Genomic DNA, 17,667 nt, shown 5'->3' on the forward strand with positions numbered 1-17,667 from the left:
TCCCCCAACGCGTCCGCATGCACCTTGCCGTGCTCGGCCGAGATCAACCCGGCCAGCTCGTCACGATGGGCGTACATCAACTCACGGAACCGGAAGAGCACCTGCGCCCGCTTGACGAGCGAGGCGTCGCGCCAGGCGGGGAAGGCCGCGACCGCCGCGGCCACCGCGGCGTCGACGTCGGCGGCCGAGGCCAGCCGCACGTGGCCGCTGACCTCCCCGGTCGCCGGGTTGAAGATCTCCGCCGTGCGGCTGTCGCCGTCGACCGGAGATCCGTTGATCCAGTGCTTGACCGACTTCACTGAGCTGCTGCCTCTGCGTTGATGACTTCGAGTGCGTTGACGATGATCCCCAGGCCCTCGGCGGCCTCCTCCACCGTGAGGGTGAGGGGCGGGGCCATGCGGATGGCGGTGCCGTACAGGCCGCCCTTGCCGGCGAGCAGGCCCGCCTTCTTGGTCTCCTCCATGAAGCGGACGGCCTGAGCCGGGCTCTCCAGCTCGACGGCGAACATCAGGCCCTTGCCGCGCACGTCCTTGACGATCGGCAGGCGCTCGGCCGCCTCCTTGAGGCCGCCGATGATGAGGTCGCCGGTCCGCGCCGCGTTGGCCTGGAGGTCGTGGTCGAGGACGTAGTCGAGGGTGGCGTTCGCGGCGGCCATGGAGATGGGGTTGCCGCCGAAGGTGGACAGGCCCACGGCGTGCGGGGCGTCCATCAGGTCGCCGCGGGCGACGATGCCGCCGACCGCGAAGCCGTTGCCCAGGCCCTTGGCGAACGTGATCATGTCGGGGGTCACGCCGTGGTTCTGGATGCCGAAGAACGCGCTGCCCGTACGGCCCCAGCCGGTCTGCACCTCGTCGGAGATGAGCAGGATGCCCTGTTCGTCCAGGACCTCCTTGTAGGCGGCGAACAGCCCGTCGGGGGCCATGGTGAAGCCGCCCACGCCCTGGATCGGCTCGGCGATCAGCGCCGCCACGTCGTTGGAGACCGAGGTGGCCAGCACGTGGCGCAGGTCGTCCACGCACGCCTTGATGTAGTCGGCGTCGGACAGGCCCTTGAACTGGGTGAGGTGCCGGTCGGCGCCGTGCAGGAAGTGCACGTTGAGCGGGGAGAGCGAGTTGTTCTTCCACGCCCGGTTGGAGGTGACGCTGACCGCGCCGAAGCTGCGCCCGTGGTAGCTCTGCCGCATGGCGAGCACCTGGTCGGTCCTGCGGGCGTAGGTCGCGAGGAGGAGGGCGGTCTCGTTGGCCTCCGTCCCGGAGTTGGTGAAGAACACCTTGGCGTCGGGGATGCCGGAGAGCCGGGCGATCTTCTCGGCGAGCTCGACCTGGCCGCGCAGCAGGTAGACGGTGCTGGTGTGCACCACGCCCGTGGCGAGCTGGCGCTCGACGGCGTCCCGCACCTCGGGCACGTCGTACCCGATCATGTTGGTCAGGATCCCGGCGAAGAAGTCCAGGTAGCTCTTGCCGTCGGCGTCGATGACACGATTGCCCTTGCCGCTGACGATCTCGATGGGCTCGTTGTAGTTGAGGGCCAGCCAGTTCGGCATCACTGCCCGGTGGCGCGCGAGAAGCTCCGACATGCTACCGAGTATCCCGTTCCCCCGGGCTTCCTGGCAGCGGCAGGCTGTCGGCGGGGGGTCAAATCCCCTTACAAACTGTAAGTCCTCCCCCTAGGGGATCACCCGTGCGCCTACGGGCGTACGCGCCGGCCCCCCGGTACGCCGCCAGAGGCATCGCGATTGACCACTGGCGGGCGACGACCCGGCGGGCCTCGCTCGGCCACCATCGGACCATCGACGAACCGAGGAGACCGAAGATGACCGTCACCATCGACCTGCGCCCCGGGCGCCCCGAGGCGCCCGCCGGGCCGCCCAAGCTCGACCGCGACCAGCTCCGCCGCGCCCAGCAGGACACCCTGGACACCCCGCGGATGGACTACAGCCTGCTGGCCCGGATGATGTTCAAGCCCGTCGACCTCATGTACGGCACGAAGGGCTCCTACACGAAGTTCGCCATGCTGGAGATCATCGCGCGGGTGCCGTACCAGGCGTGGGAGCGGGTGGGCTACTGGGCCGTCCACCGGCACGCCGGACGGTCGGCCCTGGCCAGGAGGGTCTTCGAGCGCATCGTCGAGGCCCGCGCCGACCAGGACAACGAGCAGTGGCACCTGCTGATCATGCAGGACCTGGTGCAGCGCGCCGGGCAGCGGCAGAACTGGCTGCTGCACAAGGCGGCGCCGTGGCTGATCGCGTTCTTCTACTACCACGTGTCCTGGGTGCTGTTCGTGGTCCGGCCGGACTGGAGCTACCGGCTCAACGCCGAGTTCGAGGACCACGCCGAGCACGAGTACATGACGTTCGTGGCCGAGAACCCCGACCTGGACTTCGTGCCCGACCCCGGCACGTACGCCGACGAGTACGGCCGCTACCGCTCGGTGGCCGACCTGCTCCGGCAGATCGGCCACGACGAGCGCACGCACAAGCTCGACAGCCTGGAGAGCATGCGTGAGCCCCGCGTCCGTTAGACCTTGGCCGGTTCGGGAGCCGCGACGGGCGCGGCCGGGCGCAGCACGGCCAGCGCGAGCAGCGCGGCGGCGACGCTGAACCCGGCCCCGACCCACGAGCCGAAGTGCACGGCCACGGTGAAGGCCCGGTCGGCGACCTCGCCGAGCCCGACCTGTTCGGCGACCCCGATCGACTCGCGGGCCGCCGCGGGCGCGTCGAGCGGCATCTCCGCGGTGTAGACGCCGGCCAGCACGCTGCCGAGCACGGCGATGCTCATGGCCAGGCCCACCTGCTGCACGGTGTCGTTGAGCGCGGAGCCGACGCCCGCGTGCTCCAGCGGGATGGCCCCCATCAGCGAGGCGTAGGCGGAGGGACCGGCCAGGCCGGCTCCCGCGCCCATCAGCACCAGCCCGCCCATCAGCGGCAGGTAGCCGGTGGTGAGCGCCATCACGACGAACCCGACGGCCATGATCAGCAGCCCGGCCGAGATCAGCACCCGGTTGGACACCTTCTTGCCCAGCGCCGCGCCGACGCCGTTGAACACGACGGCCGCCACCGCCTGGGGCAGCATGGCCAGGCCCGCCTGGAGCTCGCCGTAGCCCAGCACGAACTGCAGGTACTGGGTCAGCATGAGCATCACGGCGCCCGCGCCGAACGACATCAGCAGGATCGAGAAGGACGCGCCGCTGAAGTTGCGGTTGCGGAACAGCTGCAGCGGCAGCATCGGGTGCTCGGCCCGCCGCTCCCAGACGACGAACGCGGCCAGCGCGACCACCGCCACCGCGATGAGGGCGATGTTCCACTCGCGTTCGATGATCACGTAGACGGCCGAGGTCAGGCCGACGATCGAGAGCACCACGCCCACCGGGTCGATCCGCCGCCCGGTGCTGCGGGTCTCGGGCATCAGCACGAACGCGGCCACGATGGCCAGCGCGGCGATCGGGATGTTGAGCAGGAAGACCGAGCCCCACCAGTAGTGCTCCAGCAGGAAGCCGCCCAGCGTCGGGCCGGCGATCACGCCGAGCATCGCCACGCTTCCCCAGATGGCCATGGCCTTGCGCCGCTCGTCCTCCTCGAAGACGGTCATGAGGATGGACAGCGTCGAGGGCATCAGGATCGAGCCGCCGACCCCCATCAGGGCCCGCGCGCCGATCACCTGCCAGGGCTCGGCGGCCAGCACGGCCAGCAGCGACGCGCCGCCGAAGAAGGCCAGGCCGATGACGAGGAAGCGGCGGCGGCCGTACCGGTCGGACAGGCTTCCCGCGGTCAGCAGCAGGCCGGCGAAGACCAGCACGTAGGCGTCGAGGATCCACTGGATGTCGGACGGCGTCGCGCCCAGCTTCTCGATCAGGGACGGGATCGCCAGGTTCAGCACGGTTCCGTCCACCGTGAGGACCAGCAGCGAGAGGCAGAGCACGACAAGGACCCACCAGCGACGGGGGTCTCGTACAGCGTTCGAGGTCACTCGCACAGCGTACGACAACTCTCGCACACTGTGCGAGAGCATTTATCCTGGGGGCATGACCGGCAAGCAGTTCACCTCTGTCTGGTTCCGCGAGCCCCGCAAGGCCGCCGCCCCGGGCCGCAGCCGCGATGAGATCGTCCGAGCCGCGCTGGAGCTGCTCGACCAGGAGGGGATGGCCGGGCTGAGCATGCGCAAGCTCGGCGCGAAGCTGGGCGCCGGCGCCACCAGCCTCTACTGGTACGTCGCCAACAAGGACGAACTGCTCGAACTGGCCTACGACCAGGTCTGGGCCGAGATGACCGTCCTCGACGCCGAGGAGGTGGGCTGGCGCGACGCCGCCTCCGCCATGGCCTACGGCATGCGCGCGGTCATGCTGCGGCACCCGTGGTCGGCCGACCTCCTCGGCCGGGTGCCCGCGCTCGGCCCGCACGCCCTGTCGGCCTCCGACCGGATGCGCAGGATCTTCAGGGCGGCCGGCTTCCACGGCCTCGACGTCGACTACGCCGTGGCCGCCGTCACCGCCTTCGTCTACGGCATGACCCTGCCCGAGATCGCCTGGGACGCCACCGCGAAGGACTCCGACTACGACGCCGAGGAGATGCGCGGCATGGTCGCCAAGGCCGCGGCCGACTTCCCCGACATGCTGGAGAGCATGGCCATGGGGGCGTACCAGGATCCGCGGGTGCTCCGGGCCACGGCGTTCGACTTCGGGCTCGTGTCGGTGCTCGACGGCCTTGAGCGGCGGCTGGCGACGTAGCAGGATCCGGGGCATGAGCGATTTCCGCGCCGCCCGCGATCTTCTCCTGAGCGCCGACTACCCCACGGCCCGACGCGACTTCCGCTGGCCGCGGGCCGAGCGGTTCAACTGGGCGCTCGACTGGTTCGACGGGGTGCTGGCCGCCGAGACCCCGCAGGCCGCGGCCCTGACCATCGTGAACCCCGGCAGCCGGGTCTCCCACACCTTCGCCGAGTTGTCGGCCCGCTCCAACCAGGTCGCCAACTGGCTGCACGAGCAGGGCGTGCGCCGGGGCGACCGCGTCCTGCTCATGCTGGGCAACCAGACCGAGCTGTGGGAGTCCCTGCTGGCGGCCATGAAGCTCGGGGCGGTGGTCATCCCGGCCACGACCCTGCTGACGGCCAAGGACATCGGCGAACGCCTCGACCGCGGCCAGGTCGCCCACGTGATCGCCAACGCCGCCGACGCGGGCAAGTTCGGCGCCGGCGAGTTCACCAGGATCGCGGTCGGCGACGCGTACGGGTGGCTGCCGTACCACGAGGCGTACGACGCCCCCGAACGTTTCACCCCCGACGCCCCCACCCTGGCCGGCGACCCCCTGCTGCTCTACTTCACCTCCGGCACGACCTCCCGCCCCAAGCTGGTCGAGCACACCCACGCCTCCTACCCGGCCGGCCACCTGTCCACGATGTTCTGGATCGGCCTGCGCCCCGGCGACGTGCACCTCAACGTCTCCTCCCCCGGCTGGGCCAAGCACGCCTGGAGCAACGTGTTCGCCCCCTGGAACGCCGGGGCGACCGTGCTCATCCACAACTACGAGCGCTTCGCCGCCCGCGCGCTGCTGGAGGTGCTGCGCGACGAGCGGGTCACCACGTTCTGCGCGCCCCCGACCGTGTGGCGGATGCTCATCCAGGAGGACCTGGCGGCCTGGAAGCTGCCGTTGCGCACGGCCGTGGCCGCGGGCGAGCCGCTCAACCCGGAGATCATCGACCAGGTCGCCAAGGCGTGGGGCATCACCATCCGCGACGGCTACGGCCAGACCGAGACCACCGCCCAGATCGGCAACGTACCGGACGAGCCGGTCAAGCCCGGATCGATGGGACGCCCGCTGCCCGGCTACGACATCGTGCTCATCGACCCCGTCACCGGCGAGCCCGGCGACGACGGCGAGATCTGCCTGCCGCTCGACCCCCGTCCCCTGGGTCTGATGGCCGGGTACGTCGGCGGCTCCGCCGAGGCCATGCGCGACGGTTTCTACCACACCGGCGACGTCGCCACCCGCGACCAGGACGGCTACATCACCTACGTCGGCCGGACCGACGACGTCTTCAAGGCCTCCGACTACCGCATCTCGCCGTTCGAGCTGGAGAGCGTGCTGCTGGAGCATCCCGCGGTGGCCGAGGCCGCCGTCGTGCCCGCGCCGGACCCGGTGCGCCTGGCGGTGCCGAAGGCGTACGTGATGCTGACCCCCGGGTTCGAGGCCGGCGCCGACACCGCGCGGTCGATCTTCGAACACTGCCGCCGGGAGCTGGCGCCGTACAAGCGGGTGCGCCGGCTGGAGTTCGCCGAGCTGCCCAAGACGATCTCGGGCAAGATCCGGCGGGTGGAGTTGCGGGTGCGCGAACCCCGAGGTGAGTACCGCGAGGAGGAGTTCAATCTGTGACAGTGTGTATATGGCTGTATGACCGTTCTTACAGGTTGATCGGCTAGGCTCGCCCCGTGCTGCCCACCATCGCCGACGTCCTCGCCCTGGAGACCGTGCGCCGGGGCGGCCCGCGCGTGGTCGCGGGCGCCGACCGGCTCGACACCAAGGTGCGGTGGGTGCACGTCGGCGAGATCGCCGACATCGCCCATCTGCTGCGCGGCGGCGAGCTGGTGCTCACCACGGGCGTCGCGCTGCCCGACGACCCGGAGAAGCTCGCCGACTACGTGGGCGAGCTCGCCTCCGTGGGCGCCTCCGGGCTGATCGTGGAGCTCGGCCGCAGGTTCCTGCGCGAGCTGCCGCGGGCGGTGGTCAAGTCCGCCGAGGAGCACGGTCTGCCGGTCATCGTGCTGGCCCGCGAGACGCCGTTCGTGCAGATCACCGAGTCCGTGCACGCCCGGATCATCGACATCCAGCTTGAGGAGCTGCGCGCCTCCGAGCAGTTGCACGAGGTGTTCACCGAGCTGTCGGTCGAGGGCGCCTCGCCCGCCGAGGTGCTCACCCAGGTCGCCCGGCTGTCCGGCCGTCCGGTGCTGCTGGAGAACCTCGCCCACCAGGTGCTGGCCTGCGAGTCCGCGGGCCGCGACGCCGGCGCGCTGCTGGCCGGCTGGGAGACCAGGTCGCGCGGGGTGGCCCCGGCCGAGCGCACGGCCTACGACCCCGCCTCCGGCTGGCTGGTCACCACCGTCGGCGCGCGCGGCCAGGACTGGGGCCGGCTGATCCTGATCTGCGAGACGCCGCCGACCCCGCGCGAGATGGTGCTGGCCGAACGCGCCGCCACCACCCTCGCCCTCGGCCGCCTGCTCGAACGCCACCAGGAGTCCCTGGAACGCCAGGCCCACGGCACGATCATCACCGGCATCCTGACCCACGCCTACGCCGACCCCGACGAGGCCGCCGCCCGCGCCCGCGCGGTCGGCGTGCCGCTGACCGGGCGCAAGCTGATCAGCGTCGTCATCAGGCCGACCGAGCCCGTCGACCAGGCGCTCGACGGCCAGGCGCAGCTCGGCGAGCTGGCCGAGGCCACCGCCGCCGCCTGCCGCGACGCCCGCCTGCCCGCCCTGGTGGGCGCGCTCGACCAGGAGCGGGTCGGCGTCCTGCTGCCGCTTCCGCCGCGTACCGGCGCCGAGCCCGCGCTGACCGCGCTCGCCGAGCGGCTGCGCATGCTGTGGCGGCCCGGCTCGGCGTTCGTGCTGGCCGCGGGGTCGGTGGTGGAGTCCATCCGGGACGTACGGCGCAGCTTCCTCGAAGCCGAGCAGGTCGCCGACGTGGCCGTGCGCCAGCCGGACGGCCGCGCCTTCTACCGCCTGCCCGACCTGCGCCTGCGCGGCCTGCTCCACCTGCTGCGCGACGACGCGCGGCTGCAGACGTTCGCCGAGCGCGAGCTGGGCCCGCTGCTGGCGCACGACGCCCAGCGCGGCGGCGACCTCACCCGGATCCTGCGCACCTACCTCGACGCGGGCCGCAACAAGGCCGTGGCCGCCCAGAAGGCCCACCTGTCCAGGCCCGCCTTCTACGACCGCCTGCGCCGCCTCGAACGCATCCTCGACACCGACCTCGACGACGTCGAGTCATGCCTGTCACTGCACGTCGCGCTGCTGGCGCTGGAGTCGTTCCGCAGGGAGAACCGTTGAGAGCTCGTGATCACGGCATCGTCATCGGCACCGGCGTCCCCGGTCCGCTGAACGCGATCACCGACGTGCCCGGCGTGCTCGTCGGCCACACCACGCTGACCGAGGGCACCGCCCGTACGGGGGTCACCGTCGTCCGCCCCGGCCCCGGCCCGGCCTACGACGCCCCCGTCTACGCCGGCTACCACTGGCTCAACGGCAACGGCGAGATGACCGGCCTGCCCTACCTGGACGACTTCGGCCTGCTGCACTCGCCGATCGGGCTGACCAACACCTTCTCCGTCGGCGTGGTGCGCGACGCGCTGGTCTCCCTGGAGATCGGCGGCCGGGGCGCGAGCGCGTGGTCGCTGCCGGTGGTCGCCGAGACCTGGGACGGCCGGCTCAACGACATCGACGCCCGGCACGTCCGCCAGGAGCACGTCGAACGGGCCTACCTCGGCGCCTCGGCGGGCCCGGTGCCCGAGGGCTCGGTCGGCGGCGGCACCGGCATGATCTGCCACGGCTTCAAGGGCGGCATCGGCACCGCGTCCCGCGTGACCGGCGACTACACGGTCGGCGTGCTCGTGCAGGCCAACCACGGCAGCCGCGACCGGCTCACCGTCAACGGCCGCCCGATCGTCATGGACGACGTGCCCCGCCCCGGCGGCCCGGAGGGCGCGGGATCGATCATCGCCGTGGTCGCCACGGACGCGCCGCTCCTCCCCCACCAGTGCCGCAAGCTCGCCCAGCGCGCCGGGCTCGGCGTGGCCAGGACGGGCGGCGCCGGCGAGAGCAGCAGCGGCGACGGCTTCGTCTGCTTCGCCACCGGCAACCGCGGCCTGCCCTCCAACGCCCTCGACGACAAGGGCTCCGGCGTGTTCGAGGTGCGCGTGCTGGCCGACGCCCGCCTCGACCCGCTCTTCCACGCCGCGATCGAGGCCACGGAGGAGGCCATCGTCAACGCGCTGGTCGCCGCCGATACGATGACCGGCGCGAACGGCTTCACCGCCTACGCACTCGACGGCGCCCGCCTCGCCGACCTGGTGAAATGAGCAACATGTCTGACGTCCTGATGCCTGACCTCGAAGACCTCGGCCGCATGATCGCGACCGCCGGCGCGTTCGCCGTGCCCGTGCACGACGTGCGGCTGACCCCCGACGAGCTCGACCCCGAGCAGATCGTCGCCGGCGACCCGGCCACGTCGTCGCTGGAGCTCGGCGACGGCAGGGGCATCTGGGAGATCACCCCGGGCGTCGTCACCGACGTCGAGACCGACGAGATCTTCGTGGTGCTGTCCGGCCGCGCCACGATCGCCGTCGAGGGCGGCACCACCATCGAGGTCGGCCCCGGCGACGTGTGCCTGCTGGCCGAGGGCGCGCGGACGACGTGGATCGTGCACGAGACGCTGCGCAAGGTGTACCAGTCCCGACAGTCCAAGTAGTCCGGACAGTCCGGGCAGCCGGGGCAGTCCGGACAGTCCGGTCGAACCCGCTAGAACCCCATCGCCGCACGCACCTCCGCCAGCGTGCGGACCGCCCGCTCCCGGGCCCGCTCGTTGCCCTGCGCCAGCACCTGACGCACGTCGGCCTCGGTGTGCTCGCGCCGCCGCCGCCTGATCGGGCGCAGGAACTCGTTGACCGCTTCGGTGGTCAGCGCCTTGAGCGCGGCGGCCCCGCCGTCGCCGATCTCGTCGGCGATCTCCCGGGGCGGCCGGCCGAGGCAGAGCCCGGCCAGTGTGAGCAGGTTCGCCACGCCGGGCCGGTGCACCTCGTCGAAGGTGATCAGGCGGTCGGAGTCGGTGCGGGCCTTGCGGATGAGGGCGGCGGTCTCGTCCTCGGTGGCCGCCAGGGCGATGGCGTTGCCGCGGCTCTTGCTCATCTTGCCGCCGTCCAGGCCCATGAGCAGCGGACGCTCGCCCAACATGGCCTCGGGCAGCGGGAACACCTCGCCGTACCGCTCGTTGAAGCGACGCGCGACCAGCCGCGCCACCTCCACGTGCGGAAGCTGGTCGCGGCCCACGGGCACCAGCGTGCCCTTGCAGAACAGGATGTCGGCGGCCTGGTGCACCGGATAGGTGAACAGCAGGCCGCTCACCGCGCGCCGGGCGCTGTGCGCGATCTCGTCCTTCACCGTCGGGTTGCGGCTCAGCTCCGCCACCGACACCAGGCTCAGGAACGGCAGCAGGAGCTGGTTCAGCTCCGGGATCGCGCTGTGCTGGAAGATCGTGACCTTGCCCGGGTCGAGGCCGACGGCCAGGTAGTCGAGGAGCACTTCGGTGATGTTGCGCTGGATCTCGCCGGGCAGGTCGCGGTCGGTGATCACCTGGTAGTCGGCGATCAGCACGTACGTCCGGTACCGGTCCTGCAGCTCCACCCGGTTGGCGAGGGTGCCGAAATAGTGGCCCAGATGCAGGCGTCCGGTCGGACGGTCGCCGGTCAGGACGACGTCGTTCACGATGGGTCTCTCCTTCAGGTGTGCCGCCGCCTGAGGGGAGCCCGCACGCACGGAAAAGGGCCGCCACCAGGACGGCCCAGCATGGGGAATCAGCGGCCGTCTGCCGGCCGCCACCACATGCTGATACGGGTCATAGCTCAATGTTATCTGGGCTGGGTGTCAATCTCGTAACCTCTTGAGCAGTTTGGCGCGTTCGGCTGACTCCGGGACCTTGATCTCGTCAGGATGGTTCGGTCCCTTTTCCGCCCTCTGGAGAGTTCATGTCTCGACGCACCCTCGCCGGCGGCCTGGCCATAGCCGCCACGATCACCGTCACCACGCTGCCCGCCTCGGCGGCGCAGCTCGCGGTGAAGTTCCCGTCGGCCAGCTTCCCGCTGGGCGCCCGGCCTGCCGCCACCAAGACGCTGACCGCCGTGACGCAGGGCATCGACCTGTACGACGTGAAGGCGGGCAGCTCCACCGACGGCTACACGGTGACCGTGCTCATGCCGAGCGGCCGCGACTACGGCGCGCTGGAGACCGCCCAGGCCAAGGTCGCCGAGGTCGAGGCGGCCGGGGAGGCGCCGAGCCTGCAGAAGGTGGTCCGGCCGAGCGTGGCCGACGCGCCCTCCCAGACCGTCTACATGGTCCGCGTGGGCCTGTGGTCCTTCAAGGACAAGGCGAAGGCCGACGAGACCGCCAAGGCGCTCAAGGAAGCCGGGCTGAAGGTCAAGGTCGACTACCTCGGCGACGACGGCCTCAAGACCACCGGCCCCTGGGACGCCAAAGTCGTCATGATCGACTCCCGGACGTTCCGCGGCTCGTACGCCGCCTCCCTCGGCGCCAGCGTCGCCGCGCGCGAGACGGTCTCCTCGATGGCCAAGGCGCGCAACGCGGTGGTCGGCGTCAACGGCGGCTTCTTCAACATCCACACCGCCAAGAACCTGCGCGGCGAGCCCGTCGGCGCCTCCGTGGTGGCCGGCCGGCTGCTCAGCGAGGCCGTGCCGGGCCGCTCCGCCGTGGTGCTCCAGGGCCGCAGCGTGCGCATCACCGAGCTGAAGACCGCCGTCACCGCCATCTCCCAGGACGGCGACAAGCTCGTCGTCAACGGCGTCAACCGCGCCGCCGCCACGGACGAGGCCGTGCTCTACACCGAGGAGTACGGCGCCAAGACCCCGACCGGCGGCACCGACGTCGTCCTCGACGCCAACGGCAAGGCGGTCACCGTACGCGCGAGCGGCGCCGCCGTGGCCAAGGGCACCCGGGTGCTGCACGGCCAGGGCGGCGCCGCCGAATGGCTCGACGAGCACGCCTGGGAGGGCTGGACGGTCAAGATCGACACGAAGGTCACCGACCTGCGCACCCGCAAGGCCCTCAAGCTGACCCCCGACCTGAACGTCATCGCCGGCGGCGTCGGCCTGGTGCGCAACGGCCACGTGAAGATCACCGCCAAGCGCGACGGCCACGACTCCGTGAACATGATCCTGCGCCGCCACCCGCGCACCCTCCTCGGCGTCACCAGGAACGGCAGCCTCATCCTGGCCACCATCGACGGCCGCCAGCCCGGCGTGACCATCGGCGCCAACTTCCACGAGGCCGCCCAGTTCATGCGCTGGCTCGGCGCGGTCCAGGCCATCAACCTGGACGGCGGCGGCTCGACCGCGATGGTGGTGTCGAACAAGCTGGTCAACCGGCCATCGGACGGCGTGGAGCGCGGCGTCGGCGACGCCCTCCTCGTCCTTCCCCAGTAGCCGCCGGGGCGCGAGGGGCAGGCTCGCCCCCTCCGCCCCGGCTCCCCCCTCTCAAACACCGCCCCACGGCAGCGGCCCGGTCCCGCCAGGCACCGCCCCACGCCAGCGGCCCGGTACCGCCAGGCACCCCCCAACCGCCTAGGCTCTCCTTCCGCCAGCCCCCCAACCGCCTGGGCTCTTCCTCCGCCTGCCCGCGCTGCCCCAGCTGTTCTCCCCGCCGGGCATCCCACCCCACCCCCCGTTGGCGGGCGCGGGCCACGTCTCCTGGCCCGGACTTCACGGGCGAGCGTGGGCCGTCCAGTGGGCGAGTTGTTCCCTGGTCGTCACCGTGGCCGGATGTCCGGCCCCCAGCACACGAGTCCGGACCGGCAGCAGCGCCGCGCACAGATCGCGAGCCCCCGCCGCGTCCCCCGCCATCCCCGTCCAGTACGCGAGGTTGGCCCTGGCGGTCAGCGTGTCCGGATGCTCGGCCCCCTGCACCCGCTCCCGTACCGGCACCAACGCCGCATACTGATCCCGCGCCGCGGCCGCCTCTCCCAACTCCCCCGTCCACCGCGCCAGCTCGTGCCGGATCGTCAACGTGTCCGGATGGTCGGGCCCGAGAATGCGCTCCCGGACGGGAAGCAGCGCCGCGTACAGGTCGCGGGCGGCCGCCGCGTCCCCCGCCTTCCCCGTCCACTGGGCCAGGCTGGCCCTGGCGGTGAGCGTGTCCGGATGCTCCGGCCCCTGCACTCGCTCCCGTACCGGCACCAACGCCGCATACTGATCGCGCGCCGCGGCCGCCTCCCCCAACTCCCCCGTCCACCGCGCCAGCTCGTGCCGGACCGTCAACGTGTCCGGATGATGCGGCCCCGACACCCGCTCCCGTACCAGGAGCAACGCCGCGTACTGGTCACGGGCGGCCAGCGCGTCCCCCAGCTCGCCGGTCCACCGGGCCAGCTCGTGCCGGTTGATCAGCGTCGAGGGATGTTCGGGCCCCTGCACCCGCTCCCGGACCGGCAGCAGCGCCGCGTACTGGTCACGGGCCGCGGCCGCGTCCCCGGCCTGCCCGGTCCACTGGGCCAGGTTGGCCTGCGTGGTCAGGGTGTCCGGATGCTCGGGGCCCGACACCCACTGCCGGACGGGCAGCAGCGCCGCGTACTGGTCACGGGCGGCCACCGGATCGCCGGCTCGTCCCGTCCACTGGGCCAGGTTGTGCCGGGTCGTCAGGGTGTGCGGGTGTTCGGGGCCGAGCACCCGTTCGTAGACGGGCAGCAGCTCCAGGTACTGGTCACGCGCCGCCGCCGGGTCACCCGCCTCGCCCGTCCAGAGCGCCAGCTCGTGCCGGGCCGTCAGCGTGGCGATCTCCTCGGGGCCGAGCGCCGCCGCGAGCGCGTCGGCGATCTCCTGGAACAACGACTTCGCCGTACGGTAGTCACCGCTGGCCCCCAGATACTGGGCCGTCTTGTCCATGCCGGGCGAGGTCGGCCCGAGCACCGTCCGGATGTGCGGCAGCAGCCTGGCGTACCGCGCCCATCGCGCCTTCTGCCCCGGATTGTCGGGCAGCACGGCCTCCACCAGCACCGCCGCCACCTCCCGCCACCGGCGCTGCGCGCGCAGCGGAAGCTGGTCGAGCGTGACGGCCTGCACCAGCCGGTGCACCGTGACCGTCCCGTCCACGGGCGGACCGATCAGGCTGTGCCCCCGCAACGCGCTCAGCGCCGCGTTGATCCTCAGCGTGTCCCGTGGCAGCGCCCGCATCATCAGCAACACGCTGGGATGCACGTCACGCAGCACGCGCGTGCGCAGCCCGGGGATCCGCCCGTAGGCCCGCCGCCGCTGCACGTCCGCCCGGAACAGTTCCCGCGGCGCCCACCGCGCCAGCGGCGAGAGCAGCAGATGGTACGGGATCGCCTCGTGCGCGTAGCAGGACAGCAGCCGCAGCAACGCGATGGCCTGCGGACTCGTCCTGGCCAGCCGCCGGAACGCGAACTGCCACGTGGTGGCCACCCGCTCGCGATACCCCCACGCCTGCCCCTGCGCCAGCAATTCGGCACGCTGGTGATGCAGCAGATCCAGGTACTCCGACAGCTCCAGCCCCGTCTCCGACATGTAGGCCGCGGCCTGCTCCAGCGCCAGCGGCAGCGCGCCGAGCTCCGCCACCACGGCCGCCGCCGCGACGGTGTCGTCCTGCCCCGTGCTCGCCAGCATCAGCAGCGCCGCCGACTCCAGGTCGAGCACCGGCAGCTCCAGCCCGCGATCCCGCGGCCAGCTCCCGGACCGGCTCGTGATCAGCACGTGCCCCGGCCCCGCCGGCGGCAACACGGCTCGCACCGCCTCGGCCTCCGGCACGTTGTCGAAGATCAACAACCACGGTTCGGTACGCGCCGCCAGCGCGGCGTGCACCTGGTCGACCGGGTCCGCCGCGTCCGCGCCCAGCTCCCGTAAGCCCATGAGAGCCGCCAACCGGGCGAACGCCGCCGACAACACCGCAGGATCGGCCGCCGGCAACTGCCAGACGAGCTCGTAGTCGTGCTGATGGCGATAGGCGTACTCCAGCGCGAGACTGGTCTTGCCCACGCCGCCGAGCCCGTGCACGGCCACCACCGCCGGCCGCACCTGGCTGGCCAGCAGCCGCTCGCGCAGCTCCACCACGACCTCGTCCCGCCCGACGAGCTGCGGCGGCCGCGGCGCCAGCTGCACGGGCCGCGTCGCCACCTGGGGCCGCGACGGCAGATGCACGTCCCCGATGACCTCGACATGCCCCCCGGTCACCGCCGTGGACCTGTCCCCGGTCATGGCCAGCCCGGACTCCTGCCGCCCGACCACGATCGACCGCTGCCCCTCAGCCCTCCCGACCGCCCCACCGGCAGCCCCATCGACGGCCCCACCACGACCGCCACCATCGCCAACGCCACCCGGCCCGCTACCGCGCCCGCCACCGGGCCCGTCCGCACCGGCACTCGTACTGACAGCACCCTGACCAGCCTCATCGGGCCCCGAGCCACCAGAACCGGCACCAGCCCGCCCGGCCCCCTCGCCCCCCGGACCGCTCTCACCGCCACCGGTGGGCGCCATGGCCGCCCGAAGCTGCGCCCACAACCCGACCCCGGCGATGAACAACCCCGCGACACCCACGAACATGCTGACGACGCTGGCCCGCTTGTCCAGCATGTCCAGCTGTAACGGCTCGGCGAAGAACCCCACGACCCCCGCGGCCACCAACCCGACGGAGATCGACGCGAACGTCCACGCCAGCAGCCGACGGCTACGACGCGCTGACTGCCTGGAAGGGGGAGAAGCGGTCACTCTAATAGAGTTACCCGATTACGTTCAGTATCCCAGCGAGATTATCAGGACCATGAACAACCCCTGACCTTGCCCAATGGCCATCCGGCGCACAACATCACCGATCACCGGCCCCAGACTCCTGCCGTCACTCAACCCCGACGACCCGGCACCAGCTTCCTTGCCACCCCGCCACCCCGTCCGCTCCGGACCCGCCGGCTTCCCAACCGCTTCACCCAGCAGGACGGCGACCGAGACACCCAGCGGGCCCGCCACGCGGCCGACCCTCCGGTGAATCTCAACCTTGTGACCCCGTCGGCGGCGGCTCGACGAGGTGATGAAGGATCCGCTGCCGCATCGACCGGCGTTCCAACGCCCGCCGAACCTCCTCCACCACGGCCGTCATCGCGTACGGAAGCTCGCCGTCCAGCTCGGCGACCGTCTGGTGGGTGGCACGCCACTCCGCCTCCAGGAACGGCACCAGCGACCGGCCGCGCTCGGTCAGGTCGATCCGGCGGGTGCGCGCGTCGGGCCCCGGCTCCGAGGTGACGAGACCCTCCTTACGCATGGCGGCGACGGTCTGGCTGATCGCGGAGTGCGAACGGTTCAGGGACTTCGCGAGCTCGCGAATGGTCAGCGGCCCTGTGTGGGCGAGCCTGATGAGCGGATAGGCGAACCGAGTGCGCACCCCGTCGAGGCCACGCTCCAGGTAGACCTGTTCGATCTCAGCGTCCATGGCTGCCAGGAGCTCGTGCAGGGAGTGCCAGGGGTCGGGTATCGCCGTGGGGTCAGCAGATGTCACAGTGCTAATATAACAGCGCTGGCATAATCGTCGGCCCGCATCAGGCTGCGCCACGCCCGGCGCACCCCCACCCCTCCAACAGCAGGAGCCCCTTTGTATCCCTCGATCGAACCGTACGAGCACGGCATGCTCGATGTCGGCGACGGCAACCTCATCTACTGGGAGGTCTGCGGCAACCCCGACGGCAAGCCCGCAGTCGTCGTGCACGGCGGGCCCGGGTCAGGCTGTTCGACCGGCTCACGTCGCCGATTCGACCCGGACCGTTTCCGCATCGTCCTGTTCGACCAGCGCAACTGCGGCCGCAGCCGCCCGCACGCCGCCGACCCGGCCACCGACCTGACGGGCAACACCACCCACAACCTGATCGCCGACATGGAACTGCTGCGCGAGCACCTCGGCATCGACCAGTGGCTGCTGTACGGCGGTTCGTGGGGTTCGACGCTGATCCTGGCCTACGCCGAGACCCATCCCGAGCGGGTGTCGGAGATCGTCATCCCCGCGGTCACCATGACCCGACGCTCCGAGATCGACTGGCTCTACCGGGGCGTCGGCAGGTTCTTCCCCGAGGCGCAGGAACGGTTCGTGCAAGGCGTCCCCGACGCCGACAGCGACGGGGACGTGTTCAAGGTGCTGGCGGCGTACTCGCGGCTGCTGGCCGACCCCGACCCGAAGGTACGCGAGAAGGCCGCCCACGACTGGGTCGCCTGGGAGGACGCGGTGATCTCCCAGGAGACCAACGGCACACCCAACGCCTACAGCACCCGGCCGGACGACGCCATCATGGCCATGACCCGCATCTGCGCCCACTACTTCGCCAACGCCGCCTGGCTGGAAGAGGGCGTGCTCCTACGCAACGCACACCGGCTGGCCGGCATCCCCGGCGCTCTGATCCACGGCCGCCTGGACATGGGCAGCCCTCTCCAGACAGCCTGGGAGCTGACCAAGGTCTGGCCCGACGCAGACCTGCACGTGGTGGCAGACTCCGGCCACACCGGCAGCGAATCCTTCAGCAAGATCCTGAACGAGGCCATCGAAACCTTTTCACCCCCCAAACAGAACTGACCCCTCGGCCCGCCATCACCTCATGGCCGGGGCGCGCTCACAACCAGGGGTGTGGACGGGCGTTTCCGATAACAGACCGCAATGCTTTCCTCATCGCACCGCACGTGAGGATCGACGACCGGCTTAGATGCCGGCCTGGCCTAAGACGCGGGTGCAAAACCGTCCCCGGATAACACCAAGCGGCCGGGCATCCTGAATTGCTCCGGAAATGCAGAAAGGGCCCCGACCGAAGTCGGAGCCCTTTCCAAAGATTGTCCGGCGGTGACCTACTCTCCCACACCCTCCCGAGTGCAGTACCATCGGCGCAGAGAAGCTTAACTTCCGGGTTCGGAATGTAAC

14 protein-coding genes and 1 rRNA gene are annotated in these 17,667 nt (G+C 71.3%); 8 read left to right on the forward strand and 7 right to left on the reverse strand.

What is annotated here, in order from left to right; all coding sequences use genetic code 11:
- Together ACIBQ6_RS50610 and ACIBQ6_RS50615 are read right to left on the reverse strand one after the other, a co-directional pair.
- A partial coding sequence (locus ACIBQ6_RS50610; RefSeq protein WP_397219621.1) for an aldehyde dehydrogenase family protein occupies nucleotides 1-299 on the reverse strand: 299 nt, incomplete at its 3' end.
- The gene (locus ACIBQ6_RS50615) at nucleotides 296-1,576 is read right to left on the reverse strand and encodes an aspartate aminotransferase family protein (RefSeq protein WP_358302986.1); all 1,281 of its coding nucleotides are present in this window, start codon (nucleotides 1,574-1,576) and stop codon (nucleotides 296-298) included. The genes ACIBQ6_RS50615 and ACIBQ6_RS50610, both read right to left, overlap by 4 nt.
- 236 nt (nucleotides 1,577-1,812) lie before the next feature.
- Between ACIBQ6_RS50615 and ACIBQ6_RS50620 the strand changes: the two genes are divergently transcribed.
- On the forward strand, nucleotides 1,813-2,520 hold the full coding sequence (locus ACIBQ6_RS50620; RefSeq protein ID WP_397219622.1) for an alternative oxidase: 708 nt from the start codon (nucleotides 1,813-1,815) through the stop codon (nucleotides 2,518-2,520).
- Here ACIBQ6_RS50620 and ACIBQ6_RS50625 read toward each other — a convergent pair.
- Nucleotides 2,517-3,965, reverse strand: a complete 1,449-nt coding sequence (locus ACIBQ6_RS50625; protein WP_397219623.1) for an MFS transporter — start codon at nucleotides 3,963-3,965, stop codon at nucleotides 2,517-2,519. The genes ACIBQ6_RS50620 and ACIBQ6_RS50625 overlap by 4 nt on opposite strands.
- 55 nt (nucleotides 3,966-4,020) lie before the next feature.
- On the opposite strand from ACIBQ6_RS50625, the gene ACIBQ6_RS50630 reads away from it, so the two are divergent.
- From ACIBQ6_RS50630 to ACIBQ6_RS50650, 5 genes are read left to right on the forward strand one after another with little or no spacing between them, the layout of a single operon-like run.
- The gene (locus tag ACIBQ6_RS50630) at nucleotides 4,021-4,722 is read left to right on the forward strand and encodes a TetR/AcrR family transcriptional regulator C-terminal domain-containing protein (RefSeq protein WP_358302995.1); all 702 of its coding nucleotides are present in this window, start codon (nucleotides 4,021-4,023) and stop codon (nucleotides 4,720-4,722) included.
- Nucleotides 4,723-4,735: 13 nt separating this feature from the next.
- Nucleotides 4,736-6,364, forward strand: a complete 1,629-nt coding sequence (locus ACIBQ6_RS50635; protein WP_397219624.1) for an AMP-binding protein — start codon at nucleotides 4,736-4,738, stop codon at nucleotides 6,362-6,364.
- A 56-nt stretch (nucleotides 6,365-6,420) separates the two neighbouring features.
- A complete protein-coding gene (locus ACIBQ6_RS50640; protein WP_358303001.1) occupies nucleotides 6,421-8,037 on the forward strand; it encodes a PucR family transcriptional regulator ligand-binding domain-containing protein in 1,617 nt (538 codons plus the stop codon).
- Complete coding sequence (locus tag ACIBQ6_RS50645; RefSeq protein WP_397219625.1) at nucleotides 8,034-9,065, forward strand: P1 family peptidase; 1,032 nt, start codon at nucleotides 8,034-8,036, stop codon at nucleotides 9,063-9,065. The genes ACIBQ6_RS50640 and ACIBQ6_RS50645 overlap by 4 nt, the downstream gene beginning before the upstream one ends.
- A gap of 5 nt (nucleotides 9,066-9,070) precedes the next feature.
- Nucleotides 9,071-9,454 (forward strand): cupin domain-containing protein, encoded by a 384-nt coding sequence (locus ACIBQ6_RS50650; protein WP_358303007.1) that lies wholly within the window; start codon nucleotides 9,071-9,073, stop codon nucleotides 9,452-9,454.
- Between the two features lie 50 nt (nucleotides 9,455-9,504).
- Here the strand turns inward: ACIBQ6_RS50650 and trpS are convergent, their stop codons facing one another.
- Nucleotides 9,505-10,467 carry a tryptophan--tRNA ligase gene (trpS, locus tag ACIBQ6_RS50655; RefSeq protein WP_397166789.1) on the reverse strand — a complete coding sequence of 321 codons (963 nt, stop codon included), beginning with the start codon at nucleotides 10,465-10,467 and terminating at the stop codon, nucleotides 9,505-9,507.
- A gap of 260 nt (nucleotides 10,468-10,727) precedes the next feature.
- Here trpS and ACIBQ6_RS50660 point away from each other — a divergent pair, with 260 nt between their 5' ends.
- Nucleotides 10,728-12,197: a phosphodiester glycosidase family protein gene (locus ACIBQ6_RS50660; RefSeq protein WP_397219626.1), complete on the forward strand. Its 1,470-nt coding sequence runs from the start codon at nucleotides 10,728-10,730 to the stop codon at nucleotides 12,195-12,197.
- Between the two features lie 276 nt (nucleotides 12,198-12,473).
- On the opposite strand, the gene fxsT is transcribed toward ACIBQ6_RS50660, so the two are convergent.
- Both fxsT and ACIBQ6_RS50670 read right to left on the reverse strand, forming a co-directional pair.
- Nucleotides 12,474-14,975 carry an FxSxx-COOH system tetratricopeptide repeat protein gene (fxsT, locus tag ACIBQ6_RS50665; protein WP_397219627.1) on the reverse strand — a complete coding sequence of 834 codons (2,502 nt, stop codon included), beginning with the start codon at nucleotides 14,973-14,975 and terminating at the stop codon, nucleotides 12,474-12,476.
- A gap of 787 nt (nucleotides 14,976-15,762) precedes the next feature.
- Complete coding sequence (locus ACIBQ6_RS50670) at nucleotides 15,763-16,266, reverse strand: MarR family winged helix-turn-helix transcriptional regulator (RefSeq protein ID WP_397219628.1); 504 nt, start codon at nucleotides 16,264-16,266, stop codon at nucleotides 15,763-15,765.
- 93 nt (nucleotides 16,267-16,359) lie between these two features.
- Here ACIBQ6_RS50670 and pip point away from each other — a divergent pair, with 93 nt between their 5' ends.
- Nucleotides 16,360-17,328, forward strand: a complete 969-nt coding sequence (pip, locus tag ACIBQ6_RS50675; protein WP_397219629.1) for a prolyl aminopeptidase — start codon at nucleotides 16,360-16,362, stop codon at nucleotides 17,326-17,328.
- Nucleotides 17,329-17,581: 253 nt separating this feature from the next.
- On the opposite strand, the gene rrf is transcribed toward pip, so the two are convergent.
- Nucleotides 17,582-17,667 (reverse strand): 5S ribosomal RNA (rrf, locus tag ACIBQ6_RS50680); the annotation flags it as partial.

The sequence above is a fragment of the Nonomuraea sp. NPDC049655 genome (assembly GCF_044465465.1).
Lineage (GTDB): Bacteria > Actinomycetota > Actinomycetes > Streptosporangiales > Streptosporangiaceae > Nonomuraea.